Source organism: Mesorhizobium sp. AR07 (assembly GCF_024746815.1).
Taxonomy (GTDB): Bacteria; Pseudomonadota; Alphaproteobacteria; order Rhizobiales; family Rhizobiaceae; genus Mesorhizobium.
This window is the reverse complement of sequence record NZ_CP080525.1, coordinates 1,702,007-1,728,885: the sequence shown is the minus strand read 5'-3', so window position 1 is coordinate 1,728,885 and position 26,879 is coordinate 1,702,007. Positions and strand designations below refer to the sequence as shown.

At 63.1% G+C, this 26,879-nt stretch carries 28 protein-coding genes and 1 pseudogene; 20 read left to right on the top strand and 9 right to left on the bottom strand.

The window, feature by feature from the left end:
* Positions 1-9: 9 nt before the first annotated feature.
* Positions 10-732 carry an SDR family oxidoreductase gene (locus BPNPMPFG_RS08865; RefSeq protein WP_258594772.1) on the bottom strand — a complete coding sequence of 241 codons (723 nt, stop codon included), beginning with the start codon at positions 730-732 and terminating at the stop codon, positions 10-12.
* A complete protein-coding gene (locus BPNPMPFG_RS08860) occupies positions 729-1,574 on the bottom strand; it encodes an SDR family NAD(P)-dependent oxidoreductase (RefSeq protein WP_258594771.1) in 846 nt (281 codons plus the stop codon). The genes BPNPMPFG_RS08865 and BPNPMPFG_RS08860 overlap by 4 nt, the downstream gene beginning before the upstream one ends.
* Positions 1,575-1,676: 102 nt before the next feature.
* On the opposite strand from BPNPMPFG_RS08860, the gene BPNPMPFG_RS08855 reads away from it, so the two are divergent.
* Entirely contained in the window at positions 1,677-2,564 is an 888-nt protein-coding gene (locus tag BPNPMPFG_RS08855) for a helix-turn-helix transcriptional regulator (RefSeq protein ID WP_258594770.1), read from the top strand.
* Between the two features lie 12 nt (positions 2,565-2,576).
* On the opposite strand, the gene BPNPMPFG_RS08850 is transcribed toward BPNPMPFG_RS08855, so the two are convergent.
* Positions 2,577-3,212 (bottom strand): TetR family transcriptional regulator C-terminal domain-containing protein, encoded by a 636-nt coding sequence (locus tag BPNPMPFG_RS08850; protein ID WP_258594769.1) that lies wholly within the window; start codon positions 3,210-3,212, stop codon positions 2,577-2,579.
* Positions 3,213-3,470: 258 nt separating this feature from the next.
* Between BPNPMPFG_RS08850 and aptA the strand changes: the two genes are divergently transcribed.
* From aptA to BPNPMPFG_RS08820, 6 genes and pseudogenes are all read left to right on the top strand, one after another.
* Positions 3,471-4,799, top strand: a complete 1,329-nt coding sequence (gene aptA, locus BPNPMPFG_RS08845) for an omega-aminotransferase AptA (protein ID WP_258594768.1) — start codon at positions 3,471-3,473, stop codon at positions 4,797-4,799.
* Between the two features lie 71 nt (positions 4,800-4,870).
* Entirely contained in the window at positions 4,871-6,121 is a 1,251-nt protein-coding gene (locus BPNPMPFG_RS08840) for a Zn-dependent hydrolase (RefSeq protein WP_258594767.1), read from the top strand.
* Between the two features lie 163 nt (positions 6,122-6,284).
* A complete protein-coding gene (locus BPNPMPFG_RS08835) occupies positions 6,285-6,650 on the top strand; it encodes an endonuclease domain-containing protein (RefSeq protein WP_258594765.1) in 366 nt (121 codons plus the stop codon).
* An 80-nt stretch (positions 6,651-6,730) separates the two neighbouring features.
* Positions 6,731-8,183, top strand: a pseudogene (gene hydA, locus BPNPMPFG_RS08830) (dihydropyrimidinase).
* Between the two features lie 2 nt (positions 8,184-8,185).
* Complete coding sequence (locus tag BPNPMPFG_RS08825) at positions 8,186-8,557, top strand: hypothetical protein (RefSeq protein WP_258594764.1); 372 nt, start codon at positions 8,186-8,188, stop codon at positions 8,555-8,557.
* Positions 8,558-8,579: 22 nt separating this feature from the next.
* Complete coding sequence (locus BPNPMPFG_RS08820) at positions 8,580-8,957, top strand: hypothetical protein (RefSeq protein ID WP_258594762.1); 378 nt, start codon at positions 8,580-8,582, stop codon at positions 8,955-8,957.
* Between the two features lie 20 nt (positions 8,958-8,977).
* On the opposite strand, the gene BPNPMPFG_RS08815 is transcribed toward BPNPMPFG_RS08820, so the two are convergent.
* Positions 8,978-9,382, bottom strand: a complete 405-nt coding sequence (locus BPNPMPFG_RS08815; protein ID WP_258594761.1) for a cupin domain-containing protein — start codon at positions 9,380-9,382, stop codon at positions 8,978-8,980.
* Between the two features lie 142 nt (positions 9,383-9,524).
* Between BPNPMPFG_RS08815 and BPNPMPFG_RS08810 the strand changes: the two genes are divergently transcribed.
* From BPNPMPFG_RS08810 to BPNPMPFG_RS08790, 5 genes are read left to right on the top strand one after another with little or no spacing between them, the layout of a single operon-like run.
* Positions 9,525-10,316, top strand: coding sequence for an ABC transporter ATP-binding protein (locus BPNPMPFG_RS08810; protein WP_258594760.1), 792 nt, complete (start codon positions 9,525-9,527; stop codon positions 10,314-10,316).
* A complete protein-coding gene (locus BPNPMPFG_RS08805) occupies positions 10,306-10,830 on the top strand; it encodes an endonuclease domain-containing protein (protein ID WP_413776839.1) in 525 nt (174 codons plus the stop codon). The genes BPNPMPFG_RS08810 and BPNPMPFG_RS08805 overlap by 11 nt, the downstream gene beginning before the upstream one ends.
* On the top strand, positions 10,831-11,709 hold the full coding sequence (locus BPNPMPFG_RS08800; protein ID WP_258594759.1) for an ABC transporter permease: 879 nt from the start codon (positions 10,831-10,833) through the stop codon (positions 11,707-11,709).
* Positions 11,706-12,860: an ABC transporter permease gene (locus BPNPMPFG_RS08795; protein WP_258594758.1), complete on the top strand. Its 1,155-nt coding sequence runs from the start codon at positions 11,706-11,708 to the stop codon at positions 12,858-12,860. Before BPNPMPFG_RS08800 ends, BPNPMPFG_RS08795 begins: the two co-directional genes overlap by 4 nt.
* Positions 12,861-12,901: 41 nt before the next feature.
* Positions 12,902-13,873, top strand: a complete 972-nt coding sequence (locus tag BPNPMPFG_RS08790; RefSeq protein ID WP_258594756.1) for an ABC transporter substrate-binding protein — start codon at positions 12,902-12,904, stop codon at positions 13,871-13,873.
* 51 nt (positions 13,874-13,924) lie between these two features.
* Here BPNPMPFG_RS08790 and BPNPMPFG_RS08785 read toward each other — a convergent pair whose 3' ends face one another.
* Positions 13,925-14,383: an Lrp/AsnC family transcriptional regulator gene (locus BPNPMPFG_RS08785; RefSeq protein ID WP_258594754.1), complete on the bottom strand. Its 459-nt coding sequence runs from the start codon at positions 14,381-14,383 to the stop codon at positions 13,925-13,927.
* 123 nt (positions 14,384-14,506) lie between these two features.
* Between BPNPMPFG_RS08785 and BPNPMPFG_RS08780 the strand changes: the two genes are divergently transcribed.
* Both BPNPMPFG_RS08780 and BPNPMPFG_RS08775 read left to right on the top strand, forming a co-directional pair.
* On the top strand, positions 14,507-15,790 hold the full coding sequence (locus tag BPNPMPFG_RS08780; RefSeq protein ID WP_258594753.1) for a cystathionine gamma-synthase family protein: 1,284 nt from the start codon (positions 14,507-14,509) through the stop codon (positions 15,788-15,790).
* Positions 15,791-15,943: 153 nt separating this feature from the next.
* Complete coding sequence (locus BPNPMPFG_RS08775) at positions 15,944-16,387, top strand: CHRD domain-containing protein (protein WP_258594752.1); 444 nt, start codon at positions 15,944-15,946, stop codon at positions 16,385-16,387.
* A 51-nt stretch (positions 16,388-16,438) separates the two neighbouring features.
* Here the strand turns inward: BPNPMPFG_RS08775 and BPNPMPFG_RS08770 are convergent, their stop codons facing one another.
* The 3 genes from BPNPMPFG_RS08770 to BPNPMPFG_RS08760 all read right to left on the bottom strand — a co-directional run bounded on the left by BPNPMPFG_RS08770 (position 16,439) and on the right by BPNPMPFG_RS08760 (position 20,294).
* Positions 16,439-18,088, bottom strand: a complete 1,650-nt coding sequence (locus tag BPNPMPFG_RS08770) for a thiamine pyrophosphate-binding protein (protein ID WP_258594751.1) — start codon at positions 18,086-18,088, stop codon at positions 16,439-16,441.
* Complete coding sequence (locus BPNPMPFG_RS08765) at positions 18,085-19,260, bottom strand: CaiB/BaiF CoA transferase family protein (protein ID WP_258594749.1); 1,176 nt, start codon at positions 19,258-19,260, stop codon at positions 18,085-18,087. The genes BPNPMPFG_RS08770 and BPNPMPFG_RS08765 overlap by 4 nt, the downstream gene beginning before the upstream one ends.
* A 101-nt stretch (positions 19,261-19,361) precedes the next feature.
* On the bottom strand, positions 19,362-20,294 hold the full coding sequence (locus BPNPMPFG_RS08760; protein ID WP_258594748.1) for an alpha/beta fold hydrolase: 933 nt from the start codon (positions 20,292-20,294) through the stop codon (positions 19,362-19,364).
* A gap of 189 nt (positions 20,295-20,483) precedes the next feature.
* On the opposite strand from BPNPMPFG_RS08760, the gene BPNPMPFG_RS08755 reads away from it, so the two are divergent.
* Both BPNPMPFG_RS08755 and BPNPMPFG_RS08750 read left to right on the top strand, forming a co-directional pair.
* Complete coding sequence (locus BPNPMPFG_RS08755) at positions 20,484-21,491, top strand: ribonuclease T2 family protein (protein WP_258594746.1); 1,008 nt, start codon at positions 20,484-20,486, stop codon at positions 21,489-21,491.
* Between the two features lie 90 nt (positions 21,492-21,581).
* Positions 21,582-22,196: a hypothetical protein gene (locus BPNPMPFG_RS08750; RefSeq protein WP_258594745.1), complete on the top strand. Its 615-nt coding sequence runs from the start codon at positions 21,582-21,584 to the stop codon at positions 22,194-22,196.
* A gap of 27 nt (positions 22,197-22,223) precedes the next feature.
* Here BPNPMPFG_RS08750 and BPNPMPFG_RS08745 read toward each other — a convergent pair whose 3' ends face one another.
* Positions 22,224-23,510 (bottom strand): GGDEF domain-containing protein, encoded by a 1,287-nt coding sequence (locus BPNPMPFG_RS08745; protein ID WP_258594744.1) that lies wholly within the window; start codon positions 23,508-23,510, stop codon positions 22,224-22,226.
* 271 nt (positions 23,511-23,781) lie between these two features.
* Between BPNPMPFG_RS08745 and ettA the strand changes: the two genes are divergently transcribed.
* From ettA to tam, 4 genes are all read left to right on the top strand, one after another.
* The gene (gene ettA / locus BPNPMPFG_RS08740; protein ID WP_258594742.1) at positions 23,782-25,431 is read left to right on the top strand and encodes an energy-dependent translational throttle protein EttA; all 1,650 of its coding nucleotides are present in this window, start codon (positions 23,782-23,784) and stop codon (positions 25,429-25,431) included.
* A 61-nt stretch (positions 25,432-25,492) separates the two neighbouring features.
* Entirely contained in the window at positions 25,493-25,741 is a 249-nt protein-coding gene (locus tag BPNPMPFG_RS08735) for a DUF6290 family protein (protein WP_258594740.1), read from the top strand.
* Positions 25,738-26,004 carry a type II toxin-antitoxin system RelE family toxin gene (locus BPNPMPFG_RS08730; RefSeq protein WP_258594738.1) on the top strand — a complete coding sequence of 89 codons (267 nt, stop codon included), beginning with the start codon at positions 25,738-25,740 and terminating at the stop codon, positions 26,002-26,004. The genes BPNPMPFG_RS08735 and BPNPMPFG_RS08730 overlap by 4 nt, the downstream gene beginning before the upstream one ends.
* The gene (tam, locus tag BPNPMPFG_RS08725) at positions 26,001-26,792 is read left to right on the top strand and encodes a trans-aconitate 2-methyltransferase (RefSeq protein ID WP_258594736.1); all 792 of its coding nucleotides are present in this window, start codon (positions 26,001-26,003) and stop codon (positions 26,790-26,792) included. The genes BPNPMPFG_RS08730 and tam overlap by 4 nt, the downstream gene beginning before the upstream one ends.
* The last annotated feature ends 87 nt before the right edge of the window (positions 26,793-26,879 follow it).

The window sequence follows — 26,879 nt, the reverse complement described above, 5'->3', positions numbered from 1 at the left end:
TGCTTGTCTCTACGCCGCAAATCGCAGGCCACCGTCGCAGGTCAGCACCTGCCCGGTCATGAAGCCGTTGGAGACGAGAAAGGCGATGGCGCCGGCGACATCCTCGGCGCGACCGACGCGGCCAACCGGGGTCTTGCCGGCATAGTCGGCAAAGATCGCCCGCCGCTGCTCCTCGGCCAGAAAATCCCACCAGGGCGTATCGATGACGCCGGGTGCCACGACATTGACACGCAGCGGCTTCAGCTCAACAGCCAGGATCGGCACCACTGTCAGCAGCATGCCGTTGATGGCGGCGATGCCGGCGACGCCCGGCATCGCAAGCTGAGCCGAGACCGCCGAGATGAAGGTGACCGATCCACTCTTGTTCAGCGTCGGCAACGCCGCCTGCAGGCAGGACAGTTGCGGCCTTACTTTCTCGTCGACACCGCTGCCGATGTCGGCCAGGTCAAGCGTCTGGAAGGGGCCAAGGCCCTTCCCGCCGCTGGCCGCCAGGACCAGGTGATCGAACGGGCCGAGGCGCTCGAAGAACTGGCTGACCTCGTCGGGATTCGCGGCATCGAACGCAGCCTTGTCGACAGCGCCGCCAAGGCTCTTCCATGCGCTGTTGAGCCTGTCCTGGTTGCGTCCGGTGATGGTCACCTTCATGCCGGGACCAAGCAGTTTGCGCGCCGTCGCCAGACCGATGCCGGACGAGCCGCCGATGATGACGGTGTGTTCGATTGCCTTGGTCATGAATGCTGTTCCTTCGATATTGGGGAGGCGAGGCCAACGAGGTCGAGGCTCAAGGTTCGCAATTGTTGTCTTGCCTTGGCGTCGTAGGCTTGAGCGTCGGCGCGGGATTCCCGCAGGCCGTCGAAATAAAGACCGCTGCGTCCTTCCAGCGCCGATGACGTCGCGAGGTTGAGGATGGCGTCGGCGCCGGTCTCGACCGAACTCCATGGCGTCACACCGGCCTGGCGGACCATGGTGGTGTTCATGTAGCTGGCCGGATGCAGCGCATTGATGGTGACGCTGGTGCCCTTCAGGTTCTGCGCAAGGTCGATGGTGAACAGGATCTGCGCCAGCTTGCTCTGGCAGTAGGCGCGCATGCCGTCATAGGAGCGGGTCAGCATGACATCGCCGAAGTCGATCGCCTGCTGGCCGGCCGAGGCGACATTGACGATACGCGCCGGCGCGCTCGCCTTCAGCAACGGCAGAAGCTCCGATGTCAGCAGGAAGCCGGCAAGATAGTTGACGGCGAAGCGCAGCTCGTAACCGTCTGCACTGACTTGCCTTTTGGCCCCTTGGCCTGATGTGCCGATGCCGGCATTGTTGATGAGGATGTCGAGGCGGTCCGTGCTGGCGCGAACGGCCTCGGCGAGGCGGCGCACCTCCGCCAGAGAGGAGAGGTCGGCGACCAGAAGCTCGGCTCTGCCGCCGGCGGCTTCGATCTCGGTGACCGTCGCCTTGCCGCGCGTTGCATCGCGGCCATGTACCAGCACGCGGGCGCCACCGGCGCCGAGCCGCTGCGCGACGACGCGGCCGACGCCGTCGGTCGACCCGGTGACGAGGATTGTCTTGTCTTTGAGTTCCATGTTCAGAGCCTCCGTTCTGTTGCTCTGAACGGAAGATGGGACTGCTGGCGCATGCCAAACAGTTCAAACTTTATCCTGGTATCAATACTGCTATAATAGCTCATGGACCCCCAACCCCGCTCTGCCCCCGCTCATTCCGCTGAAGACAGCCGCAGGCGCGAGCTGGGCGCTTTCCTGCGCTCGCGGCGCGAAAGGCTGACGCCGTCGGCAACAGGCATAGCCACCGGCCTCAGGCGGCGTACGCCGGGCCTGCGCCGCGAGGAGGTGGCGATGATCGCCGGTGTCGGCACCACCTGGTACACATGGCTGGAGCAGGGCAGGGACGTGCGGCCCTCGGTGGAAGTACTGACGGCGCTGTGCGGGGCGCTGCGCCTCGACGCCGCGGAGAAGCGGCATCTGTTCACCCTTGCCGGCCGCCAGCAGCCCGAGCGGCGGCGTATTGCACCGGAAAGGGTGGACGGCCCGTTGCTGCATATGCTGCAAAGCCTGGTCCTGCAGCCGGCCTATGTCGTAGGACCGCGCTGGGATGTGCTGGCCTGGAATGCCGGGGCGGTTGCCATTTTCGGCGACTACGGGCTGCTGGAGGGCGACGCCCGCAACATCATCCATGGCGTGTTCACCGATCCGCAACGGCGGCACCTGCTAGTCGACTGGGAAGGACTGGCGCGCGCAACCCTTGCTGCTTTCCGCGCTGAAAGCGCCAGATATGTCGGTGATCCGGATTTCGAGCGGTTGATCGAACTCATGATGCGCTCAAGCCCCGAGTTCCGTGAATGGTGGCCGCAGCGCGACGTGGTGCATCGCCTGTCCGGCGTGAAGCATCTTCGGCATCCGATCGCCGGTGCCATGGCTTTCGAACATATGAGCCTGTCGATCGACGACGGCTCCGACATGAAGCTGATCGTCTACACGCCGCTTGCCGAGCAGAACTCTGTCGCCAAGCTTCAGACATTGCTGGACGCGCTGCCGGCCGAACGGCGCAGCGCCTGAGGCGTCAAAACGTCAGGTCTTCGGCTTCAGTCCGTCGAGGAACAATTGCTCCAGGAACCGCGCTGCGTCCTCGAAGCGGCCGTCGCCGCCGCGGTTCGGGCCGAGCACGGCACGGACCTGGACGTCGAAATCGGCATAATGCTGCGTCGTCGCCCAGATCGAGAAGATCAGGTGCCACGGGTCGGTCCTGGCGATCTTGCCGGCGCGCATCCAGCCCTTGATGACGGCGGCCTTCTCGTCTACCAGCGTTTTCAGCTCGCCGGCCAGCAGCGGCATGATGCGCGGCGCGCCTTGCAGGATCTCGTTGGCGAACAGCCGGCTCTCGCGCGGAAAATCGCGCGCCATCTCCAGCTTGCGCCTGATGTAGCTGCGCAATTCGGTGAGGGGATCGCCGATGTCGTCGAGCTCGCGCAGCGGCGCCAGCCATGTGTCGAGCAGCCGCTGCATCAGCGTCTCGTGAATGTCTTCCTTGCGGCGGAAATAGTAGAGCAGGTTCGGCTTCGACATGCCGGCGGCTTCGGCGATCTGGTCGATGGTCGAGCCGCGAAAACCGTTGGTGGAGAAAACCTCGAGCGCCGCCTCCAGGATGAGTTCGCGCTTTTCCTGCTGGATGCGGGTGCGGCGAGGGGCGTCCGTGCCGGTGTTCACCGTTGCCGGCCCTCGCTTTGCCAAACCTCGCGTTCAAGGTCATCTGGACCAATTCTCTGGACCAGTTTTTCCCCAGGCTGTGGAACGCACTTCAGGTGCCGCATTTCCGCTAGTAATCCCTTGACCGCCGACAGGGCGGTGCTAACGTTTGTCCAATCGGTCAAAAATTTGCGTAGCACGAAATCGTCGCGAAGACCAAGTGTTGGGAAGACCAAGCGTTAGCCGCACCGAAACAGGTTACAAGGGGAAGTCTTGGTCATGTCCAACCGGCTGAAAGTCACGCCGAACGATCTCAACGCATTCTGGATGCCGTTCACGGCAAACCGGCAGTTCAAGCAGGCGCCGCGCATGATGGTGTCCGCCAAGGACATGCACTACACGACCAGCGATGGCCGCAAGGTGCTGGACGGCACCGCCGGTCTCTGGTGCGTCAATGCCGGCCACTGCAGGCCGAAGATCACCGAGGCCATCCAGCAGCAGGCCGCCGAGCTCGACTATGCGCCGGCCTTCCAGATGGGTCATCCGATCGTCTTCGAACTGGCCAACCGCCTGGTCGACCTCGCGCCCAAGGGCATGGACCATGTCTTCTTCACCAATTCCGGTTCGGAATCGGTCGAGACGGCGTTGAAGATGGCGATCGCCTATCACCGCGCCAAGGGCGAGGGGGCGCGCACCCGCCTGATCGGCCGCGAGCGCGGCTATCACGGCGTCAATTTCGGCGGCATCTCGGTCGGCGGCATCGTCACCAACCGCAAGATGTTCGGCACGCTGCTCGGCGGCGTCGACCACATGCCGCACACCCATCTGCCGGAAAAGAACGCCTTCACCAGGGGCGTGCCGGAACATGGCGCGGAACTGGCCAACGAGCTGGAGCGCATCGTCGCCCTGCATGACGCCTCGACCATCGCCGCCGTCATCGTGGAGCCGGTCGCCGGCTCCACCGGCGTCATCCTGCCGCCCAAGGGCTACCTGCAGAAGCTGCGCGAAATCTGCACCAAGCACGGCATCCTGTTGATCTTCGACGAGGTCATCACCGGTTTTGGCCGTCTCGGCACGCCGTTCGCCGCCGATTATTTCGGGGTTACGCCCGACATCATGACCACCGCCAAAGGCGTCTCCAACGGCGTTGTCCCGATGGGCGCGGTGTTCGTGAAGAAGGAAATCCACGACGCCTTCATGACCGGCCCCGAGCATATGATCGAGTTCTTCCACGGCTACACCTATTCGGGCAATCCGATCGCCTGCGCGGCGGCACTGGGCACGCTCGACACCTACAAGGAAGAGGGCCTGCTGACGCGCGGCGAGGAACTGGCACCGTACTGGGAAGACGCGCTGCATTCGCTGAAGGGCGAGCCGAACGTCATCGACATCAGAAATATCGGCCTGATCGGTGCGATCGAGCTGGCGCCGATCGCCGGCCAGCCGACCAAGCGTGCCTTCTCGGCCTTCGTCAAGGCGTTCGAGCGCGGCGCGCTGATCCGCACCACCGGCGACATCATCGCGCTGTCGCCGCCGCTGATCATCACCAAGGGCCAGATCAATGAATTGATCGACCATGTGCGCGAAGTGCTGCGCTCGATAGACTAATTCTGCCTTTATCTGGGCGGGTGGCGATGGGAACCGCCACCCGCCCAGAACATGAAATGGAAGGACTTTGAATGGCCGCACCCGGCGAGAATCTGCGAATCAATTCAGACCGTTTGTGGGATTCGCTGATGGAGATGGCGAAGATCGGCCCCGGCATCGCCGGCGGCAACAATCGCCAGACAGTGACCGACGAGGATGGCGAGGGGCGGCATCTGTTCAAGCGCTGGTGCGATGCCGCCGGGCTCGAAACGGGCGTCGACGAGATGGGCACGATGTTTGCCCGCCGCGAAGGCACTGATCCCAGCCTGCCGCCGGTCTATGTCGGCAGCCACCTCGACACCCAGCCGACCGGCGGCAAGTATGACGGCGTACTCGGCGTGTTGGGCGGGCTGGAAGTCGTGCGCTCGCTCAACGACCTCGGCATCAAGACCAAGCATCCGATCGTCGTCACCAACTGGACGAATGAAGAAGGCTCGCGCTTTGCCCCGGCGATGATGGCGTCCGGCGTGTTCGCCGGCGTGCTCGACCAGGCCGATGTCTATGAGCACACCGACAAGCAGGGCAAGAAATTCGGCGAGGAGCTCGAACGCATCGGCTGGAAGGGCACCGAGAAGGTCGGCGATCGCAAGATCCACGCCTTCTTCGAACTGCATATCGAACAGGGACCGATCCTCGAGGATGAAGGCATCGACATCGGTGTCGTTACCCACGGCCAGGGGTTGAAATGGCTGCAGGTGACGCTGACCGGCAAGGAGTCGCATACCGGCTCGACGCCGATGCCCAAGCGCCGCAATGCCGGTCTCGGCATGGCCAGGGTGATCGAGTTGGTGCACGAGATCGCCATGGACTACCAGCCGGATGCCGTCGGTGCGGTCGGCCACATGGAGGTGTTTCCGAACTCGCGCAACATCATCGCCGGTCGCACAGTCTTCACCATCGACATCCGCTCGCCGGAAAAGGAAGTGCTGGACGCGATGGACGGCCGCATCCGCGAAGGCATCGACACGATCTGCGAGGCGCTCGACATCCAGTACAAGATCGAACAGGTCGGCGCCTTCGACCCGGTCACCTTCGATGCCGGCTGCGTCAAGGCAATCCGCGATGCCGCCGAACGGCTTGGCTATTCCCACCGCAACCTCGTCTCCGGCGCGGGCCATGATGCCTGCTGGATCAACCGCGTTGCGCCGACAGCCATGGTGATGTGCCCCTGCGTCGACGGGCTCAGCCACAACGAGGCCGAGGAGATCACGAAGGAATGGGCGTCGGCCGGCGCCGACGTGCTGTTCCATGCGGTGGTGGAGACGGCGGAGATCGTCGGGTGACAGGTCGGCGCTGCACCCCCACCCCTAACCCCTCCCCACAAGGGGGAGGGGGATCGCGGACGTCTGTGCTTGCTTTCGGAGGCTCTGACGATACGGCTGTGAATGCGCGACGCCGAGCCTCCCTCCCCCTTGTGGGGAGGGATTGAGGGTGGGGGTACTCGTCTTGGCACCGACTGCAATCAACCCCGCAGTCATAAAGCGCGCCAGGGTCTTGCGGCGGAACATGACGGAAGGCGAGCGCAAGCTTTGGTCGGAGTTGAAGGAGTTCCGTCGCCTCTACGGTTTACATGCGAGGAAACAGGCGCCGATCGGACCTTACGTCGCGGACTTCGTTCTGCATGAGAAAAACCTCGTCATCGAGGTGGACGGAGAGCATCACTTCACGCCGGAGCAAATGGAGAAGGATCGGATACGCGATGCATGGTTTGACCGACAGGGCTATCGTGTGCTGCGGTTTTCGACCGGAGATCTGGCGAATTCTTTCGATGGTTGCGTCGAGGAGATATTGCGGGAAGTTGGAGTCATGTAGGGACATTTGAGGGCCTGAACCGATCTGAAAACAGCGAAGACGCTCACAAAGAAGCGCGAAGAGAACAAGGGAACAAGAACATGACCAAAGTCATCAAGAACGGCACCATTGTCACCGCCGACCGCACATGGAAGGCCGATGTGCTGTTCAGCCACGGCAAGATCGTCGCCATCGGCTCGGATCTGCATGGCGACCATGAGTTCGACGCCACCGGCTGCTATGTGATGCCAGGCGGCATCGATCCGCACACCCATCTCGAAATGCCGTTCATGGGCACCTATTCGGCCGACGATTTCGAATCCGGCACCCGGGCGGCCCTGGCTGGCGGCACCACGATGGTGGTCGATTTCTGTCTACCGGCGCCGCAGCAATTCACTGCTCGAAGCCTTGCAGATGTGGGACAACAAGACCTCGAAGGCGTCCTGCGACTATTCCTTTCACATGGCCATCACCTGGTGGGGCAAGCAGGTGTTCGACGAGATGGCCACAGTCGTCGACAAGGGCATCACCTCGTTCAAGCACTTCATGGCCTACAAGGGTGCGCTGATGGTCGACGACGACGAAATGTATGCGTCGTTCCAGCGCTGCGCCGATCTTGGAGCGCTGCCGCTGGTGCATGCCGAGAATGGCGATGTCGTTGCCGCCCTGTCGCAGAAGCTGCTTGCGGCCGGCAACAACGGCCCCGAGGGCCACGCCTATTCGCGGCCGCCGGAAGTGGAAGGCGAGGCGACCAACCGCGCCATCATGATCGCCGACATGGCGGGCGTGCCGCTCTATGTCGTGCATGTCTCCTGCGAGCAGAGCCATGAGGCGATCCGCAGGGCACGGCAGAAAGGCATGCGGGTGTTCGGCGAGCCGCTGATCCAGCACCTGACGCTGGACGAGAGCGAGTATTTCGACAAGGACTGGGACCATGCGGCGCGCCGCGTGATGAGCCCGCCCTTCCGCAACAAACTGCACCAGGATTCGCTGTGGGCCGGCCTGCAGGCAGGCTCCCTGCAGGTGGTGGCGACAGACCATTGCGCCTTCACGACGAAGCAGAAGCGCAACGGCGTCGGCGATTTCACCAAGATTCCGAACGGCACCGGCGGGCTGGAAGACCGCATGCCGATGCTGTGGACGACGGGCGTCAACACCGGACGGCTGACGATGAACGAGTTCGTCGCCGTGACCTCGACCAACATCGCCAAGATCCTCAACATGTATCCCAAGAAGGGCGCCATCGTCGAAGGCGCGGACGCCGACATCGTCGTCTGGGATCCCAGCGCCAAGAAGAAGATCTCGTCGAAAAAGCAGCAGTCGGTCATCGACTACAATGTCTTCGAAGGGTTCGAGGTGACTGGCCTGCCGCGCTTCGTGTTCTCGCGCGGCGAACTGTCGATCCAGGAGGCTGAGGTCAAGGCCAAGCCGGGGCACGGCGAATTCGTCGGCCGCGAACCGAATGCGGCGGTCAACCGGGCGCTGTCGACCTGGAAGGAAATTTCCGCGCCGCGCAAGGTCGAGCGCACCGGCATCCCGGCGACCGGGGTCTGAGCTTGGCGCGTTCCGCCGCGCTCCTTTCGCTGGTCTGGGCGGCGGTTGTCACCGGTCCGGCAACCGCGGCTGGCGTGCTCGCCGGCTCCTGGGGCAATGACGTCGGCTGTGCCGGCGTGAAGGCCGGGTCTCAGGACAGCGATGCCTATATCGTGCTGACCGCGGAGGGCATCGAAACCTATGGCAGCAGTTGCCGCTTCGCACAGCAATTGATGTCGGTGCCGGGCGCGCAATCGCTGCGTTCGACCTGTTCCGCCGAGGGCGAGGCGGGGACGACGATCGAAACGATTGTGGTCACCAACAAGGGAGAGGATGGTTTCTTCGTCACCATTCCCGGTCTCGACGAAATGGGGCCGCTGCAATCATGTTCGTGACGTTGGACATCGGGGGATGAACATGCGTGGTTTTGGTGTGTCTGTTGCGATGGTTCTCGTGCTGGTGGCCGGCCCGGCTTCGGCGGCAGGCATCGACCTGTCCAGGCCCTACGGCAACAAGTCCGGCTGTATCAACAAGAACGGCCAGGAGGTCTATGCCGAGGACATGCTGCTGTTGACCGACAAAGATCTGGTCACCGCGGCCAGCGCCTGCACCTTCACCGACAAGCAGGCGAAGCCGGACGGTTCGCTGACCATCAAGGCGCAGTGCGAGACGGAAGGCGAGGAAGGCAAGTCGCCAGCGGAGTTCACCGTCAAACCGAACCCCAAGAACGCCAAGAAGCTGATGATCGCCGATGCGGACGGTAATGTCATGGGGGAAGTCTCCCGGTGCCGATGACGATCAAGTTCGCATCGGCTTCAGGCGACCAGCGCATCCAGTTCCGGCAGCAGGACGACGCTTTCCTGTTCGTTGGGATCGGTGCGGGCAATGACGGCCGAAGACGGAGCGCCGCTGAGATTGGCCGGCAGATGCGGCACGCCGGCCGGAATGTAGAAGAGGTCACCGGCCTTGACGACGATATGATGCTCGAGCCGGTCGCCGTACCAAGTATGGACTTCGCCGGAGAGCACGTAGATCGCCGTTTCATGGCTCTCATGCATATGTGCCTTGGCGCGGGCGCCGGGCGGCATGGTGAGCATGTGCATGCAGATGCCGGAGGAGCCGACGGTTTCAGCGGCGATGCCGGCGAAATAGGTCAATCCCTGCTTGCCTTCATAAGTGGTTTCAGGGCGGATAAGATGACAGCTAGGTTTGGGCGACATCGGGGAAACTCCGGGCGTCGGTTGAGTGGGACAAGGTTAGTGGGACTGAGGCCAATGGGACAGGGCGAGTGGAAAACAACAACGCGATAAAAGCAATCGGATTTCAGCCGGCGCCGCAGGGGCGGGAAGCAGGCAGCAAGCGATGACAGGGACTTCGCCAGCCGTCGTCGCGGCAAGCAAACTCGGACTGACGTTCCAGACCAATGACGGGCCGGTGCAGGCGCTGTCCAATGTCGACCTGACCATCGGCAAGGGGGAGTTCGTTTCCTTCATCGGGCCATCGGGCTGCGGCAAGACCACCTTGCTGCGCGTCATCGCCGATCTGGAGAAGCCGACCTCAGGGACGATTTCGGTCAACGGCATGACGCCCGAACAGGCGCGCGAGAAACGTGCCTATGGCTATGTCTTCCAGGCTGCCGCCTTGTTTCCGTGGCGCACCATCGAGCGCAATGTCGGGCTGCCGCTGGAGATCATGGGCCTGTCCAAGGCGGAGCAGGCGGAGCGCATCAAGCGCACGCTCGACCTCGTCAACCTCTCAGGTTTCGAGAAGAAATATCCCTGGCAGCTTTCTGGCGGCATGCAGCAGCGCGCCTCGATCGCGCGTGCACTGGCCTTCGACGCCGATCTTCTTTTGATGGACGAGCCGTTCGGCGCGCTGGACGAAATCGTGCGTGACCACCTCAACGAGCAATTGCTGGAGCTGTGGGGACGGACCAACAAGACCATCTGCTTCGTCACCCATTCCATTCCCGAAGCCGTCTATCTCTCGACGCGCATCATCGTCATGTCGCCACGCCCGGGCCGCGTCAGCGATGTCATCGAATCGACGCTGCCGAAAGAGCGGCCGCTCGACATCCGCGAGACGCCGGAATTCCTGGCGATCGCGGCGCGCGTCCGCGACGGGCTGCGGGCAGGGCATAGTTATGATGATTGAGCGGGCTGAGGATAGGCTCCCTCCTCTCCCCATCGGGGAGAGGGTGGCCGGAGCGAAGCGGAGGTCGGGTGAGGGGGCTGCGCCGACAGATCCAACCAAGCGAAAGATAGGCGCAACCGAGCGCGCCAGAAAGCTGCGATCCGACGAGACCGAAGCTGATTATCGTCTTTGGGGGGAACTGAGAGGTCGCCATCTGAACGGTTATAAGTTTGTGAGGCAAGTGCCGCTTGGACCTTTCATCGCCGATTTCGTTTGCCGCGAGAAAGGCCTCGTTGTCGAACTCGATGGCAGTCAACATGCGGATTCTCCAACCGATCCTGCCAGGACAGCCTGGCTGAACAGCCATGGCTATTCCGTTCTTCGATTCTGGAACCACGAAGTCTTGGCCGAGCGTCGAGCGGTGCTTGATACGATCTTGGCTTGCCTCGACGGAAAGATTTCTATCCCCTCACCCGACCTCCGCTTCGCTCCGGCCACCCTCTCCCCGTTGGGGAGAGGAGGGGAGCCCCGCTAAATGGACACCTTCCGCGACAAGCTCATTCCCGTGACCTCGATCCTCGCTGGCGTGGTCGTGCTCTGGTATGTTTTCGCCGTCATCCTCAACACGCCGTTCCAGCGCGACCTCGACCGCCGCGCCGGTGAAACGCCTACCTTGAGCGAATTCATCGGCAAGACGCTGTCGCAGCCGAAGCCGACTCTGCCGGCGCCGCATCAGGTGGCGGTGAACTTCTTCGAAAACACCTTCCTGCGCAGCGTCACCTCGAACCGCAGCCTCGTCTATAATGCTTGGGTGACGCTGTCGTCGACGCTGCTTGGCTTTGGATTCGGCACGGCGCTGGGCATCATTATCGCTGTCGGCATCGTGCATGTGGCGACGCTCGACCGCAGCCTGATGCCGTGGATCATCGCCTCGCAGACCATTCCGATCCTGGCGGTGGCGCCGATGATCATCGTCGTGCTGGCGGCGATCGGCATCACCGGCCTGATCCCGAAGGCGATGATCTCGACCTATCTGTCGTTCTTCCCGGTGACGGTCGGCATGGTGAAGGGCCTGCGGTCGCCCGAGATCATGCATCTCGACCTGATGCACACCTACAATGCCAGCCGCGCACAGACTTTCTGGAAATTGCGTGTGCCGGCCTCTGTGCCGTTCCTGTTCACCTCGATGAAGGTGGCGGTGGCGGCAAGCCTGGTCGGCGCCATCGTCGGCGAACTGCCAACGGGTGCTGTCGCCGGCATCGGCGCCAAGCTTCTGGCAGGCGCCTACTACAGCCAGTCCATCGACATCTGGTCGACGCTGGTCGCCGGTTCGGTGGTGGCCGCACTGCTGGTCATGGTGGTCGGCATTGCCGGGCGCATCGTCGACCGCGCCATGGGCGGGAGGCTGGCATGAACTGGCTGAAACCCTCCTGGCAAGCGGTGCTGGCCATCGTGCTGTGCCTGATCGCGGTGGCGCTCGGTGCGATGTCGAAGCCGGAAGCGGCGGCACTTGCCGACCCGACGGCCAGCATCAACTATCCCTATCTCGGGACGAAGGGCTTGATGTTCGGCCTGGCCGTGCTGGCGGCGCTGATCTCGATGATCAGCATTCCGCCCCTTGTGGAAGCCGTGGTGTTGTTTGTCGGCGCTCACCTCGTCGCTTGGCTGCTGATCTCCGGCGTTGCAGGTTTCGAAGGCACCGCGCTGGCGCCGTACTTTTTGCTGCTCACGGCGGCCTGGCTGCTTGGTTGGCGCTGCGTCGCTGTCCTGTCGGGGCTTCGCCCGATGGCAAGCTCTGCTCGGACCGCGCTGCGCCTGATCATCCCGGCGATCTTCGGCGCCTGGATCCTGATCATCTGGGAAGCGGTGACGCGGGGCGCCGGCATCCCCTTCATCCTGCTGCCGCCGCCAAGCGCCATCGGCGTGCGCATCGCCAACTCGCTGCCGATACTTGGCGCCGATGTCCGGCAGACCATCTTCAAGGCGGTGATCTTCGGCTATGTCGTTGGCAGCGGCGCCGGCTTCATCACGGCGATCCTCGCCGATCGTGTGCCATTCCTGCGGCGCGGGCTCTTGCCGATCGGCAACATGGTCTCGGCGCTGCCGATCATCGGCGTCGCGCCGATCATGGTCATGTGGTTCGGCTTCGACTGGCAGTCCAAGGCAGCCGTCGTCATCATCATGACCTTCTTCCCGATGCTGGTGAACACGGTCGCCGGCCTTGCGGCCTCCGGCCATATGGAGCGCGACCTGATGCGCACCTATGCGTCAGGCTACTGGCAGACGCTGCTGAAGCTTCGGCTGCCGGCAGCCGCGCCCTTCATCTTCAACGCGCTGAAGATCAACTCGACGCTGGCGCTGATCGGCGCCATCGTCGCCGAGTTCTTCGGCACGCCCGTCGTCGGCATGGGCTTCCGCATCTCGACCGAGGTCGGGCGGATGAACATCGACATGGTCTGGGCCGAAATCGCAGTTGCAGCACTTGCGGGTTCGGTCTTTTATGGCGTGGTCGCTCTGGTCGAAAGAGCCGTCACGTTTTGGCATCCCTCTGTCCGTGGTGGATAGGGGCGGTGGGTTTAAGGGTGCTAACTTCAGAGGGTAAAAAGATGAAAAGACTGATTATTCCTGTTCTGGCCGGCGCGATGTCGCTTGCCGCTTTCCAGGCGATGGCCGCCGACAAGGTGACGTTGCAGCTGAAATGGGTCACGCAGGCCCAGTTTGCCGGCTACTATGTTGCCAAGGCCAAGGGTTTCTATGACGCCGAAGGTCTCGACGTCGACATCAAGCCGGGCGGTCCCGACATTGCGCCCGAGCAGGTGATCGCCGGCGGCGGCGCCGATGTGATCGTCGACTGGATGGGCGGCGCGCTGGCCGCCCGCGAAAAGGGCGTGCCGCTGGTCAACATCGCCCAGCCGTTCAAGAAGGCCGGCATGGAGCTGGTCTGCCCGAAGGACGGCCCGATCAAGACCGAAGCCGACTTCAAGGGCCACACGCTGGGCGTCTGGTTCTTCGGCAACGAATATCCGTTCTACGCCTGGATGAACAAGCTCGGCCTGAAGACCGATGGCGGCCCGGACGGCGTCACGGTGCTCAAGCAGAGCTTCGACGTGCAGCCGCTGATCCAGAAGCAGGCCGACTGCATCTCGGTGATGACCTACAACGAGTACTGGCAGCTGATCGATGCCGGCTACAAGCCGGACCAGCTGACCGTGTTCAACTACTCGGCGATGGGCAACGACCTGCTCGAGGACGGTCTCTATGCGTCGGGAGACAAGCTCAAGGACCCGGCCTTCGAGGACAAGATGGTGCGTTTCGTGCGCGCCTCGATGAAGGGCTGGAAATATGCCGTCGACCACAATGACGAGGCGGCAAGCATCGTCATGGACGGTGGCGGCCAGGACGAGAACCACCAGAAGCGCATGATGAGCGAAGTCGCCAAGCTGATCGACAATGCCGACGGCAAGCTCGACCCGGCGACCTACGAGCGCACCGCCAAGGCGCTGCTCGACCAGAAGATCATCACCAAGGAGCCGACCGGCGCCTACACCACCGCCATCACCGACAAGGCGGTCAAGTAAGCCTAGCCGGCAACATCTTGATATTGACGAACGGCGCCTCTGGCAAAAAAGTCAGAGGCGCCGTTCCTTTATGGTGTTCATGACGAAGCTGGTCTCGATCGAGGCGACGCATTTCAGCCGCGCGATCTTTTCCTTGATGAAGCGCTCGTACTGTTCGAGGCTGCCGGTCACCACTTTCAGCACATAGTCGCGCGAACCGGTGACGAGGTGGCACTCCAGCACCTCTTCCCAGCCGCGGATCGCGTCCTCGAACATGACGATCTCGTCCTCGTTCTGACGGCTGAGCCGGATGGTGGCGATGGCGGCCATGCTCCAGCCGAAGGCGGCCGGATCGACCAGCGTGGTGTAGCCTCTGATGACGCCGGTTTCTTCCAGCCGCCGCACTCGTCTCAAGCAAGGTGACGGCGACAGGCCGATCCGCTCGGCAAGCTCGTTGTTGGTGATGCGGGCGTCGGCCCGCAGTTCACGCAGGATCCTGCGGTCGAAATCATCGGCTATCTTCTGCTGCATTATCGGTCTCTTCCGGCAATTTGTTGCGGTAATGCAGCCATGCAAGCCCAAGAATAGCAAGGACTGTCTGAAGAGGATCGCATAAATTGCCGGGCGACACCCCTCGGAAAAGCAGGACAAGCCATGACCGCCCCACGCCCGTCGAAGACCCATATCGGCAACCACAAGCTCCATCCGGAGACGCTGATGCTGAGCTATGGCTTCGATCCGCAGCTTTCGGAGGGCGCCGTCAAGCCACCGGTCTTCCTGACCTCGACCTTCGTGTTCAAGTCCGCGGAAGAGGGACGCGACTTCTTCGACTACACCTCCGGCCGCAAGGAGCCGCCGAGCGGCACGGCGTCGGGTCTGGTCTATTCGCGCTTCAACCATCCCAACAGCGAAATCGTCGAGGACCGGCTGGCGATCTATGAGCGGACGGACGCCTGCATCCTGTTTTCATCAGGCATGTCGGCGATCGCGACGACGCTGCTCGCCTATGCTCGCCCGGGCGACGTCATCCTGCACTCGCAGCCGCTCTACGGTGGCACCGAGACGCTCTTGACGCGCACGCTTTCGGGCTTCGGCATCGGCGCGGTCGGCTTCGCGGATGGTGTCGACGAGATGGCGGTGCGCGCGGCTGCCGACGCGGCAGTCGCGAAGGGCCGCGTCTCGGTCATCCTGATAGAGACGCCGTCAAATCCGACCAACAGCCTGGTCGACATCGCGCTGATGCGCAAGATCGCCGACGAGATCGGCGTGGGCCAAGGCTCGACGCCGATCGTCGTTTGCGACAACACGCTGCTCGGCCCGGTGTTCCAGAGGCCGATCGAACACGGCGCCGATGTATCCGTCTATTCGCTGACCAAATATGTCGGCGGCCATTCCGACCTGATCGCGGGCGCCGCCATGGGCAGCAAGGCGGTCACCAAGCCGATCAAGGCGCTGCGCGGCGCGATCGGTACGCAACTCGACCCGCATTCCTGCTGGATGCTCGGCCGCTCGCTGGAGACGCTGTCAATCCGCATGGAGCCCGCCAACGACAATGCGCGGCTGGTCGCCGAATTCCTGCGCGATCATGCCAAGGTCGAGAAGGTGCATTACCTGCCATTCCTGGGCGAGGACACGGCGGGCGGCCGTGCCTATAGGGCGCAATGCACCGGCGCCGGCTCGACCTTCTCCTTCGACATCAGAGGCGGCGAGAAGGCGGCCTTCGCCTTTCTCAACGGCCTGCAGATCTTCAAGCTGGCGGTGAGCCTCGGCGGAACGGAATCGCTCGCCAGCCACCCGGCGGCCATGACCCATTCGGGCATTCCCTTCGATGTGCGCCAGCGTATCGGCGTGCTGGAGACCACGGTCAGGCTGTCGATCGGTGTCGAGCACCCGGACGACCTGATCGCCGACCTGACGCAGGCGCTGGCGGCTGTCTGACCGTTGGCTTTCGCGTATCCGGGTCATCCTGCGGCCTCGGCAGTTTGCAAATAAGCGTCACCCGGATGGAGCCATCCGGGCTCGCAATCGTTATGTTGATACATCCACGCGCCGGGGAGCCGCGGAGGATGTCATCCAGCAACGGAGATTCTCATGCGTATCCAATCCTTGGCACCAATGTTTTCGGCACTGGCCATCTCGGCGTCCTTCCTTATGGCATCACCAGCCCTGGCCGAGACGGTCAAGATGAAGGCAACGCTCGACGGCGGCCAGCAGAACCCGCCGGTCACCACGAAAGGCAAGGGAACGGCCACTCTCACCTTCGACACGACCACGAAGAAGCTCAGCTGGAACGTCAAATATTCCGGGCTGAGCGGGCCGGCCACGGCCGGACACATTCACGGCCCGGCCGCGATTGGCGAGAACGCCGGGGTGGCGATCCCGTTTAAAGGCAAGCTCAAGAGCCCGATCAAGGGTTCGGCTGTCCTGACCGACGCGCAGGCCGCCGACCTGATGGCCGGCAAGGACTATGTCAACGTGCACACGGCGGCCAACAAGGACGGCGAAATCCGCGGCCAGATCGAGGCGGCGAAATAGCGCAAGCCGTGTCGACTAAAAGGGGCGGGCGACCGCCCCTTTCTTATTCGATCACGCCTTGTCGCGTATCTGGGTCATCGTCCGGGTCGGCGTGATCGCCTCGGGGTCGAGCCTGATCTCGACGATCGCTGGTTTGCCGCTGGCGCGGGCACGCTCGAAGGCCGCGGCGAAATCGGCGGTCTTTTCAACTGTTTCGCCATGGCCGCCATAGGCACGGGCGAGGGCCGCGAAGTCCGGATTTTTGAGATCGGTGGCGACGACCCGGCCGGGATATTCGCGCTCCTGATGCATGCGGATGGTGCCGTAGATGCCGTTGTTGACGACGACGACGACGATCGGCAAATCATATTGGACGGCGGTGGCGAATTCCTGCCCGTTCATCAGGAAGCAGCCGTCGCCGGCGAAGGCGACCACGGTGCGATCCGGAAACAGCTCTTTGGCGGCGACCGCCGCCGGGGTGCCGTAACCCATCGAGCCTGACGTCGGGGCTGCCTGCGTGGCGAAGCGGCGGAAGCGATGGAAGCGATGCACCCAGGTGGTGTAGTTGCCGGCGCCGTTGGTGAGGATGGCGTCGTCGGGCAACATCTTTTCCAGATAATTCATGATCGGTCCCATCTGCACCGGGCCGGGGCCGCTTTCCGGGGGCGTCGACCAGTCGAGATAGGCCGCATGCAGCTTTGGCGTCTCGTCCGCCCAGACGGGTGCGGAGGCCGGCTTGCGCTTGGCGAAGGCTTCGATGAAGGCAGATGGCGAAGCGTTGATCGCTAGTGTCGGCCGGTAGACGCGGCCGAGTTCGCCGGCGTCGGCATGGATATGGACCAGCGTCTGGTTGGGGTAGGGACTTTTCAGCAGCGTGTAGTCGGACGACGGCATTTCGCCCATGCGGCCGCAGATCAGCAGCACGAGGTCGGCCTGCTTGATCGCTGTTGCCAGCTTCGGGTTGATGCCGATGCCGACATCGCCGGCATAGTTCGGATGCAGATGATCGAACAGCATCTGGCGGCGGAAGGAGCAGCCGATCGGCAGCGCCCACACCTCGGCGATCGAGCGCATCCGCGCCACGGCCTCGGCATCCCAGCGCGTGCCGCCGAGGATGACGAAAGGTTGCTTGGCCTTGGCCAGCAGTGCTTCCAGTGCGTCGAGTTCGGCTTCGCCCGGCCGGGTTTCGACCGGCGTGTGCGGCAAGGCAACAGGCGCCTCGACGACACTGGTCAGCATGTCTTCTGGCAGCGAGATGACCACCGGGCCGGGGCGGCCCGATGTTGCCACCGCGAAGGCGCGGGTGACGAATTCCGGGATGCGCGAGGCGTCGTCGATCTCGACCACCCATTTGGCGATGTCGCCAAAGAACCTCTTATAGTCCACTTCCTGGAAAGCCTCGCGCTCCTTGGCGTGGCTGGCGACCTGGCCGATGAACAGGATCAGGGGAACCGAATCCTGCATGGCGATGTGGACGCCGGCAGACGCATTGGTGGCGCCGGGGCCGCGGGTGACGAAGCAGATGCCGGGCTTGCCGGTCAGGCGGCCATGGCAATCGGCCATCATGGCGGCACCGCCTTCCTGGCGGCAGACTATGGTGCGGATCGTCGAATCGTGCAGCGCGTCGAGCACCGCGAGGTAGGATTCGCCGGGCACGCAATAGATGCGGTCGGTGCCGTTGGCCTCGAGCGCGTCGACGATCAGTTGTCCGCCGGTCTTCATTGTCCAGACTTCTCCAGTTCGGCAAGGATTTCTTGCGTGTGCTCGCCCAGGCGCGGCGAGGGGCGCTCATAGACGAGCGGCGTGCCCGACATCACCATCGGTGCGCGGACTGATGGCAGAAGGTTGCCGTGGCCGTCGTCGAGGTCGAGCCGCATGCCGCGCGCGATCGTCTGCGGGTCGGCAAACATCTGGCCGATCGTGTTGATCGGGCTCGCCGGCACGCTGGCCGCTTCCAGCTTTGCCAGCAGCGGGTCGCGATCAAAAATCTTCAGCGCCTCGATCATGTGTTCGCGCAGCTTGACCCGGTTGGCAACCCGCGCGGGGTTGGTGGCGAAGTCGGGATTTGCGGGCAAATCGTCCAATCCGACTGCGGCACAGAATTTGGCGAACTGGCCGTCATTGCCGACCGCCAGGATGATGTGGCCGTCCCGGACCGGCACCACCTCGTAAGGGGCAATGTTCATGTGCGCGTTGCCCATCTGCACCGGCGACTTGCCGGAGACGAGATAATTCAGGTTCTGGTTGCCGAGCGCCGAGATCTGGGTGTCGAACAGCGCCATGTCGATGTGCTGGCCGTCGCCGGTCTGTTCGGCATGGCGCAAGGCGGCCTGGATGGCGATGACCGAATAAAGACCGGTGAAGATGTCCGAAATGGCGACGCCGGCCTTCTGCGGCTCGCGGCCAACCTCGCCGGTGATCGACATCATGCCGGCCATGGCCTGGATGATGAAATCATAGCCGGCGCGTGGGGCGTAGGGTCCGTCCTGGCCGAAGCCGGTGATCGAGCAGTAGACGAGGCGAGGGTTGATCTCGCGCAGGCTGTCGAAATCGAGGCCGTATTTCTTGAGGCCGCCTAGCTTGAAGTTCTCGATCAGCACATCCGATGTCGCGACCAGCCGGCGCACGGTCTCAGCACCCTCCGGCGTCGAGAAATCGATGGCGATCGAGCGCTTGCCGCGATTGCAGGAATGGTAATAGGCGGCCGACAGGTTCTCGCCGTCCTTGCCCATGACGAAGGGCGGGCCCCATTTGCGGGTGTCGTCGCCGCCATCGGGGCTTTCGACCTTGATGACATCGGCACCGAGATCGGCCAGCAACTGGCCGGCCCAAGGCCCGGCAAGGATGCGGGCGAGTTCGACGACGCGGACGCCTTTCAGCGGGGGCTCAGTCATAAATCACCGTGGTTGCCGCAATCACTTTGATTGCTGCGAAAGCAGAGCCTCTATCAAGCCCTGCAACGGCTGTCACGGCTCTTGCGATAGGCCAATCCCTTTCACCCCTTCAGCACGGTTTCGGCCCAGGCGGCGAAATCGTCCATGATGATGTCGCGATTCACCTCGTTGAGGCTTTCGTGGCGGGTGTCGGCGTAAACCTTTGAAACGAGATTCGAAAAGCCCATCTTGCGCATGCGATTGGCAAGATGGGTGATGCCTTTGCCATAATCCGAGGCGGGGTCCTTCTCGCCACCGACGATGCTAACGGGGAGGTCGCGCTTGATGCCGGCAAAGCCGGCGTCCTTACCACCATTCAGCGCCATGCCGACGACGTCGCGCCACATCGACACCGACGCATCCCAGCCGCACAGCGGATCGGCGATGTATTTTGCCACTTCCGCCTCGTCGCGCGACAGCCAGTCGAACAGCGTGCGGTGGTTGGGCACCGCCTTGCCCCAGGCCTGGAAGGTGAGTTTCGGCAGCAGGCGTGAGGGGACATCCGAGCCCAGCCGCATCCTTTCCCAGCCAAGGATGCCCAAGGCCAGTTGGCCGAGCAGGCCTTGTGAAAAATTGCCGTTCCAGATCGCGGCGGCATGAACGCGTGGCGAGTGGCTCAGAAGGTAGTTCAGCGCGACGGATGCACCCATCGAATGGCCAAAAAGGATGACCGGCAGGTTTGGCTGTTCGCTGGCGATGAGATCGTGAATGGCGTCGACATCGGCGATCACCTTGGCGGGGCCGTCCTTGTCGGCGAACCTGCCGAGTGGCGCGTCGGGCGCCTTGGTCGCGCCATGGCCGCGATGGTCGTGGACATAGACGTGAAAGCCCCGCTGGGAGAGGAAATCGGCGAAACGGGCATAGCGCGCGGCGTGCTCGGCCAGCCCATGATTGATCTGCACGACGGCACGCGGCCGGCCATCGGACTGCCTGACGAAAAGATTGAGGTCGGCACCCGTTGGCGAGCGAACCACGCGCTGCTGGCTGAATGACATGCCGCTCGGTCTCCACGCTCTGGCCGCCGTCGTGGCGCAGCCTTGTTTGCGCCGGCACCGGTTTTGCGTCAATCCGCCATGCCGGCTTTTAGGCGACGATGTTTCTTGCTTTTGGCCGTTGAAATATCGCAATTCTGACATGGAGACAGCGGCAGTGTGCCGCCCACCTTCTTCAGCCGGGGATTCCGTATGCGCATTGGAGTTGTTTTCGGATTGGCCATGCTGGCGGCGTCGCTGGCCAGTGTGGCGCATGCCGACGTCAAGATGAGCGGCAGCTTCGTCGCCGACGCCGCCTGTCCGGCAACGCAGGCCATCAAGAACGGCAAGAACCCCGGCAATGTCTCGACCGATGCCGGACAGAGCTACCAGCTGCTTGCCGGCAACAAGGATGCACCGACGCATTACCTCATCCTGGTGCCGGGCGCCGATCCGGAGCGCCGCTGGGTGAAGGTCAGCTGCGGCCATGTCTCCGGCAGCAGCGCCGCGACGGCGCCGGCCGCGCCGGGCGTGCAAGGCAAGCCGGCGGCTTCGGGAAAACCCGAATATGTCTTCGCGCTGAGCTGGCAGCCGGCCTTTTGCGAGACCAAGCCGAGCAAGACCGAATGCAACGCGCAGAGCGCCAGCGATTTCGATGCCACGCATTTCACCCTGCACGGCCTGTGGCCGCAGCCGAACGGCAATTTCTATTGCCAGGCGACGGCAAGCGACAAGGCCAACGACAATCCGGCCCATTGGAAGGACCTGCCGCCGGTCAATCTGGACGCCAACACCCGCACGGAACTCGATCAGGTGATGCCGGGTACCGCTTCCCATCTCGAGCGGCATGAATGGATCAAGCACGGTACCTGCTACGGCAAGAGCCAGCAGGAGTACTTCTCCGACGCGCTCAATCTGATGCGGGCGGTGAACAACTCGCCGGTACGCGACCTCTTCGCCAAGAACATTGGCGGCAAGCTGACGGCGGATCAGATCCGCGGTGCCTTCGACCAAGCCTTCGGCACTGGAGCAGGGGACCGCGTGCGCGTTTCCTGCGTCATCGATCCGTCGAGCGGCAGGCGGCTGATCGGCGAACTGACGCTCGGCCTTGCCGGCCCAATCGGCCCGAACAGCTCGCTCAAGGACCTGCTGCTGGCTTCGGTGCCGACCAACAAGGCCGGCTGCCCGACCGGCACCGTCGACCCGATCGGATTCCAGTAGGCACCGACTGAACGCGGACGCCGGACTGTCGCCTTGCCGCGTCGTGGTGCTATGCTGCATCGCGCATCATTCGGGCGGGCGGGGATCGCAATGGATGGCATGACGAGCAGCGCGCTGGCGCGGCTGGCTTTCTGGGCCAGGGGCATGGTCGCGATAAACGACGCCCGCATGGAATGGCCGGGCTTTTCCTATACCAACGCCGAGTGGGCGCGGATGCGAACGCTCTCCGAGCCGATCGGCGCCGGCACCTACCAGCTGTTCACCATCGTCAATGCCGTGATCTTCATCACTATCGCGGCGATTGGCATTTTCGGTGTCTTCCTGCCGCTGGCGACGGTGCTGTTCCCCGTGCCAGCGGAAACCAGCGCGCTGAAATTCTCGCTTCTGTTGGCTGCCTGCGCCTTTCTGATCATCGGGCTCGGCCTGCCGATCTCGATGCGCCTTTCGGCTGTGCTGGTGGCCAGCAAGGCGGTGTGTGCGGCACTGGTTCCCGCGCCCGGCGACGAGGCGTTGGCGTCAAAGGTGTCGTGGCAAATCAACCGCATCATGCTGATCATGTGCGGCCTGCTGGTGCCGGGCATCCTGCTGTTCATCGCCTATGACATTCAGGCCGGGCCGATCATCACCGCCCTCAAATGGCTGGCGATCGCGCTGATGGCGATCTCCACGGTGGCCGGCATTCGGCGGCAGAAAAAGTCTCCGTAAGCGCACATAGCTTGAGCACGATCTTCTCTAAATCTGCGCGGATTTGGTCCATGCAACGGCGGGGTCGGCCTCGTGACTGCCTGGCTCGCCGACGACGCGATCGCGCCCGGTCGACTTCGCCTTGTAGAGGCGCTGATCGGCAAGCGCGAAGAGATCGGCAAGGCAGCGCGTCGTTTCGCTGACGCTGGAAACGCCGGCGCTGACGGTCAGCTCGAAGCGGCTGGTGCCGGCGGAGGCCTTGACCGCGTAGCGGATGCTCTCGCCAAACAGCCTGGCGACCGCGTGCGGACGCGAGCTGAGGATGGCGAATTCCTCGCCGCCGATCCGGAACACCTGGTCTTCGGCGCTTGCCACCTCGCCAAGCAGGGCCGCAATGGCCTTCAGCACCTTGTCGCCTTCGGCATGGCCGAAACGGTCGTTGATCGACTTGAAATGGTCGACATCGATGATCAGCAGGCTGAGCGGCCTGGCCGTGCGCAGGCTGACCTGAACGGCGGCTTCACCGTCGCTGTCGAAGCGACCCCTGTGCAGCAGGCCGGTCAGGCCGTCACGGCCGACATGTTCGACCAGCGCTTCGTAGCGTTCGCGATAGGTCAGCGTGTCGAAGATGTCGGTCAGGCCGCGCGGCACCGGGATCTGGCGTTCCTCGAACCATCTGAGATAGGCCACGAGCAAGGTGCTGAAGGTCAATGCAGCGGCCATCTTGGCGAACCAGCCGCCGAAAAACACCGCGATCGGCGCGCCGGCGACGAAATGCAGCGCGGTGAAGAAGCCGGCCTGGTCGAAGGTCAGCACGCAGGCGACCGAAATCAGGATGCGCGCGAACTGTGCCTTGCGCAGGGTGCGACCGAGCTTTTCATAGAGCAGGATGATCAGGATGGCGTCGATGAAGAGCAGCGTCGTGCCCCACACCATCAGCCAGCCCATCTCGTCGATGAAGCCGATGTCGGGCAGCCTGCCGTCGGGAAGCGGGGCGATGGCGTGCAGACGCAGCAGCAGCACCAGCCCGATCATCAACGCATTGCCGAGCAGCAGGCCATAGATCGGCTGGCGGACGGTGGCGGCGTCCTCCTTCATGTAGAGCAGCAAAAGCATCACCAGCTTGCCGGAAAACAGCACCGCCGAGCCCGGCGAGACCATGCCGAACGGCAAGGCGACGTAGAACACACTGGCGAGATAGGTCTCCAGAAAGTGCATGACGCCGAGCGCGCAGACGAACACGCCGAGGCCGATGCGTTTCCTGAAGCGGAAAAGCGTCACCATGACGCTGAAGTAGACGACCGCTTCGGCAAGGAGCAGGAAACTGTTCAGCAATGCCGTCGATCCGATCTCTCTGCTGAAATCGCAAACCAGCGATTCCACCCGACCCTGTTTTGACGCGGAAGGGTTAACCGGAGCTTTCATCGCGCCCGGTGACCGGTGGAAAAACGTCAGGGTTGGCGGACACTTCCGCCTGTGACCGGCTCTATGCGGCAAAAGCGATTGCCGTTCGCCGCCGCATCGCCTACATAGCGGCCAACCTCCATTCAATTTGACAAATCCAGTCAGTTTCTCTGGGCCAGTCAGTTTTTCAGGGAAAGCGCGCGTGGCACGCCAGTTCATCTATCACATGGCCGGCCTCAACAAGGCCTATGGCACCAAGAAGGTGCTCGAGAATGTCCATCTCTCCTTCTATCCCGACGCCAAGATCGGTATCCTCGGCCCTAACGGTTCGGGCAAGTCGACGATCCTCAAGATCATGGCCGGGCTCGACAAGGAGTGGAACGGCGAGGCGTGGCTGGCCGAAGGCGCCACCGTCGGCTACCTGGCGCAGGAGCCGGCGCTTGATCCGAGCAAGACCGTGTTCGAGAACATCATGGAAGGCGTGGCAGCCAAGACCGCCGTCATCGAACGCTACAACGAACTGATGATGAACTATTCCGACGAGACGGCCGACGAATCGGCCAAGCTCCAGGACGAGATGGACCGGCTGAACCTGTGGGACCTCGAACAGCAGGTCGAAATGGCGATGGAAGCGCTGGGCTGTCCGCCCAAGGAAGCCGACGTCACCAAGCTGTCGGGCGGTGAACGTCGCCGCGTCGCGCTCTGCCAGCTTCTGCTGCGCCAGCCTGACCTGCTGCTGCTCGACGAACCGACCAACCATCTCGACGCCGAGACCACGGCGTGGCTGGAAAAGCATCTGCGCGCTTATCCGGGCGCGGTGATGATCATCACCCACGATCGCTACTTCCTCGACAATGTCACGGGATGGATCCTCGAACTCGACCGTGGCCGCGGCATCCCCTATGAGGGCAACTACACCAAGTACCTCGAAGCCAAGGCCAAGCGCCTCAAGCAGGAAGGTCGCGAGGACGATGCCCGCCAGCGCGCCATCGGCCGCGAACGCGAGTGGATCCAGTCCAGCCCCAAGGCCCGCCAGACCAAGTCCAAGGCGCGTATCCAGGCGTTCCAGGATCTCCTGGATGCCGCCGACAAACGGCGTCCGAGCGATACGCAGATCGTCATTCCGCATGGCGAGCGGCTCGGCAATGTGGTGATCGAGGCGGAAGGCCTGTCGAAGGGCTTTGGCGACACGCTGCTGATCGACGGCCTGGAATTCAAACTGCCGCCCGGCGGCATCGTCGGCGTCATCGGCCCCAACGGCGCCGGCAAGACGACGCTGTTTCGCATGATCACGGGCCAGGAAAAGCCGGATGCCGGCTCTGTCCGCGTCGGCGAGACCGTCAAGCTCGGCTATGTTGACCAGAGCCGCGATGCGCTCGATCCGTCAAAGACGGTGTGGGAAGAGATTTCCGGCGGTGCCGAAGTGGTCAAGCTTGGCAAGTTCGAGGCCAACACGCGTGCCTATTGCGCCTCGTTCAACTTCCGTGGCGGCGACCAGCAGCAGAAGGTCGGCAACCTGTCCGGCGGCCAGCGCAACCGCGTGCACCTAGCCAAGATGCTGAAGACCGGCGGCAACGTGCTGCTGCTCGACGAACCGACCAACGATCTCGATACGGAAACGTTGGCGGCGCTTGAAGATGCACTGGAAAATTTCGGCGGCTGCGCGGTCATCATCTCGCACGATCGCATGTTCCTCGACCGCCTGGCGACGCACATTCTTGCCTTCGAGGGCGACAGCCATGTCGAATGGTTCGAGGGCAATTTCGAGGATTACGAGCAGGACAAGATCCGCCGCCTGGGGCCGGATGCCGTCAACCCGCACCGCATGACCTACAAGAGGCTGACAAGGTAGAGGGATCGGGTCCGTTGCGGGTGATCGACGTTTGACCTAAATTGGCCTGACGGAGTTTTCGATGATCACAGTCAAACTGCCGCAAAAGACCGAGAAGCTGCTGGCTGACATGGCCAAGGCCAGCGGTCGCACCGCCGATCAGGTCGCGGTTGATGCGATCCTTGAGGCGATCGAGGATTGGCAGGACGCCAGGATTGCCGAGGAGCGCGTCAGGAACGACGATGGCGTTCGTGTCCCGCTGGAGGAGATGATCGGCGAACTTGAACGTCGCGAAGTCGAGGAGCGCAGCAAGAAGCCCGCCGCTGAATGAACTGGCGTGTAGAGTTCACGTCGCGGGCCAAGAAGGATATTGAGCGGCTTTCGACGAAGGACCAGCGCCGTGTCCTCGAATTCCTCTCCGGGAGAGTTTCGGCGCATCCCGATCCGAAAGTTCTAGCCAAACGCCTGACCACGACCAAGGAAGACGCCTGGCGATTCTGCGTCGGCGACTACCGGATCATCGTCCAGTTCTGGGATAGCCGTCTTGTCGTCCTGGTCGTGGAAATAGGCAATCGTCGCGAGGTCTATCGATGAACAACAGCGCCCTTCTAAAAAAACCTGACTGGTCCGCCGCCCAATATCTGAAATTCGAGGACGAGCGCACGCGACCGGCGCGCGACCTCGCGGCGCAAGTGCCGGTGGATTTTCCACGGCGGGTCGTCGACATCGGCTGTGGGCCGGGCAACTCGACCGAGTTGCTTGTCGAGCGCTGGCCGGATGCGCAGGTGAGCGGCTTCGACACTTCGCCAGACATGATCGAGAAGGCGAGGGCGCGCCTGCCGGATGTCACCTTCGATCTCGCCGATGCCTCCACATGGCAGCCGACGGAGCCGGTCGACGTGATCTTCGCCAATGCGGTTTTCCAGTGGCTGCCCGAGCATCCCGCGGTCTTCCAACGGCTGATGGGTTTTCTTGCCCCAGGCGGTGCGCTCGCCATCCAGATGCCCGACAATCTTGGTGAGCCGTCGCATCAGCTGATGCGCGACACGGCAGCCGAAATGCCGTTTGCCGAGAAGCTCAAGGGCGCGGCGCGCGGACCGTTGCCGCCGGTCTCGTTCTACTATGACCTGTTGTCGCCATTCTCCGATCGGCTCGATATCTGGCATACGGCCTACAATCATCCGCTGGCAGACGCCGAGGCGATCGTCGAATGGGTGAAGGCAACTGGGTTGAAGCCGTTCCTCGACCCACTCGAAGCGGACGAGCGCAAGGTATTCCTCGACAGCTACACGGCCAAGATCGCCAAGGCCTACCCCAGGACGGCGAACGGCAAGGTGCTGCTGCGCTTTCCGCGGATATTCATTGTCGCCAAGCGGGCGTAAACGCCTAAGGTCGGCGGCGCCAAGGTGGACGCTTTGAGCGCTCGCGGCGCGCTTGACCCGGTTTCGTCGCCATGCGCATTTCATCAC

What these genes read in the sequence shown, in the direction of transcription:
- BPNPMPFG_RS08865 (WP_258594772.1), bottom strand. Translation starts at nt 732, where the DNA reads ATGACCAAGGCAATCGAACACACCGTCATCATCGGCGGCTCGTCCGGC.
- BPNPMPFG_RS08860 (WP_258594771.1), bottom strand. Translation starts at nt 1,574, where the DNA reads ATGGAACTCAAAGACAAGACAATCCTCGTCACCGGGTCGACCGACGGC.
- BPNPMPFG_RS08855 (WP_258594770.1), top strand. Translation starts at nt 1,677, where the DNA reads ATGGACCCCCAACCCCGCTCTGCCCCCGCTCATTCCGCTGAAGACAGC.
- aptA (WP_258594768.1), top strand. Translation starts at nt 3,471, where the DNA reads ATGTCCAACCGGCTGAAAGTCACGCCGAACGATCTCAACGCATTCTGG.
- BPNPMPFG_RS08840 (WP_258594767.1), top strand. Translation starts at nt 4,871, where the DNA reads ATGGCCGCACCCGGCGAGAATCTGCGAATCAATTCAGACCGTTTGTGG.
- BPNPMPFG_RS08820 (WP_258594762.1), top strand. Translation starts at nt 8,580, where the DNA reads ATGCGTGGTTTTGGTGTGTCTGTTGCGATGGTTCTCGTGCTGGTGGCC.
- BPNPMPFG_RS08815 (WP_258594761.1), bottom strand. Translation starts at nt 9,382, where the DNA reads ATGTCGCCCAAACCTAGCTGTCATCTTATCCGCCCTGAAACCACTTAT.
- BPNPMPFG_RS08810 (WP_258594760.1), top strand. Translation starts at nt 9,525, where the DNA reads ATGACAGGGACTTCGCCAGCCGTCGTCGCGGCAAGCAAACTCGGACTG.
- BPNPMPFG_RS08805 (WP_413776839.1), top strand. Translation starts at nt 10,306, where the DNA reads ATGATGATTGAGCGGGCTGAGGATAGGCTCCCTCCTCTCCCCATCGGG.
- BPNPMPFG_RS08800 (WP_258594759.1), top strand. Translation starts at nt 10,831, where the DNA reads ATGGACACCTTCCGCGACAAGCTCATTCCCGTGACCTCGATCCTCGCT.
- BPNPMPFG_RS08795 (WP_258594758.1), top strand. Translation starts at nt 11,706, where the DNA reads ATGAACTGGCTGAAACCCTCCTGGCAAGCGGTGCTGGCCATCGTGCTG.
- BPNPMPFG_RS08790 (WP_258594756.1), top strand. Translation starts at nt 12,902, where the DNA reads ATGAAAAGACTGATTATTCCTGTTCTGGCCGGCGCGATGTCGCTTGCC.
- BPNPMPFG_RS08785 (WP_258594754.1), bottom strand. Translation starts at nt 14,383, where the DNA reads ATGCAGCAGAAGATAGCCGATGATTTCGACCGCAGGATCCTGCGTGAA.
- BPNPMPFG_RS08780 (WP_258594753.1), top strand. Translation starts at nt 14,507, where the DNA reads ATGACCGCCCCACGCCCGTCGAAGACCCATATCGGCAACCACAAGCTC.
- BPNPMPFG_RS08775 (WP_258594752.1), top strand. Translation starts at nt 15,944, where the DNA reads ATGCGTATCCAATCCTTGGCACCAATGTTTTCGGCACTGGCCATCTCG.
- BPNPMPFG_RS08770 (WP_258594751.1), bottom strand. Translation starts at nt 18,088, where the DNA reads ATGAAGACCGGCGGACAACTGATCGTCGACGCGCTCGAGGCCAACGGC.
- BPNPMPFG_RS08765 (WP_258594749.1), bottom strand. Translation starts at nt 19,260, where the DNA reads ATGACTGAGCCCCCGCTGAAAGGCGTCCGCGTCGTCGAACTCGCCCGC.
- BPNPMPFG_RS08760 (WP_258594748.1), bottom strand. Translation starts at nt 20,294, where the DNA reads ATGTCATTCAGCCAGCAGCGCGTGGTTCGCTCGCCAACGGGTGCCGAC.
- BPNPMPFG_RS08755 (WP_258594746.1), top strand. Translation starts at nt 20,484, where the DNA reads ATGCGCATTGGAGTTGTTTTCGGATTGGCCATGCTGGCGGCGTCGCTG.
- BPNPMPFG_RS08750 (WP_258594745.1), top strand. Translation starts at nt 21,582, where the DNA reads ATGGATGGCATGACGAGCAGCGCGCTGGCGCGGCTGGCTTTCTGGGCC.
- BPNPMPFG_RS08735 (WP_258594740.1), top strand. Translation starts at nt 25,493, where the DNA reads ATGATCACAGTCAAACTGCCGCAAAAGACCGAGAAGCTGCTGGCTGAC.
- BPNPMPFG_RS08730 (WP_258594738.1), top strand. Translation starts at nt 25,738, where the DNA reads ATGAACTGGCGTGTAGAGTTCACGTCGCGGGCCAAGAAGGATATTGAG.
- tam (WP_258594736.1), top strand. Translation starts at nt 26,001, where the DNA reads ATGAACAACAGCGCCCTTCTAAAAAAACCTGACTGGTCCGCCGCCCAA.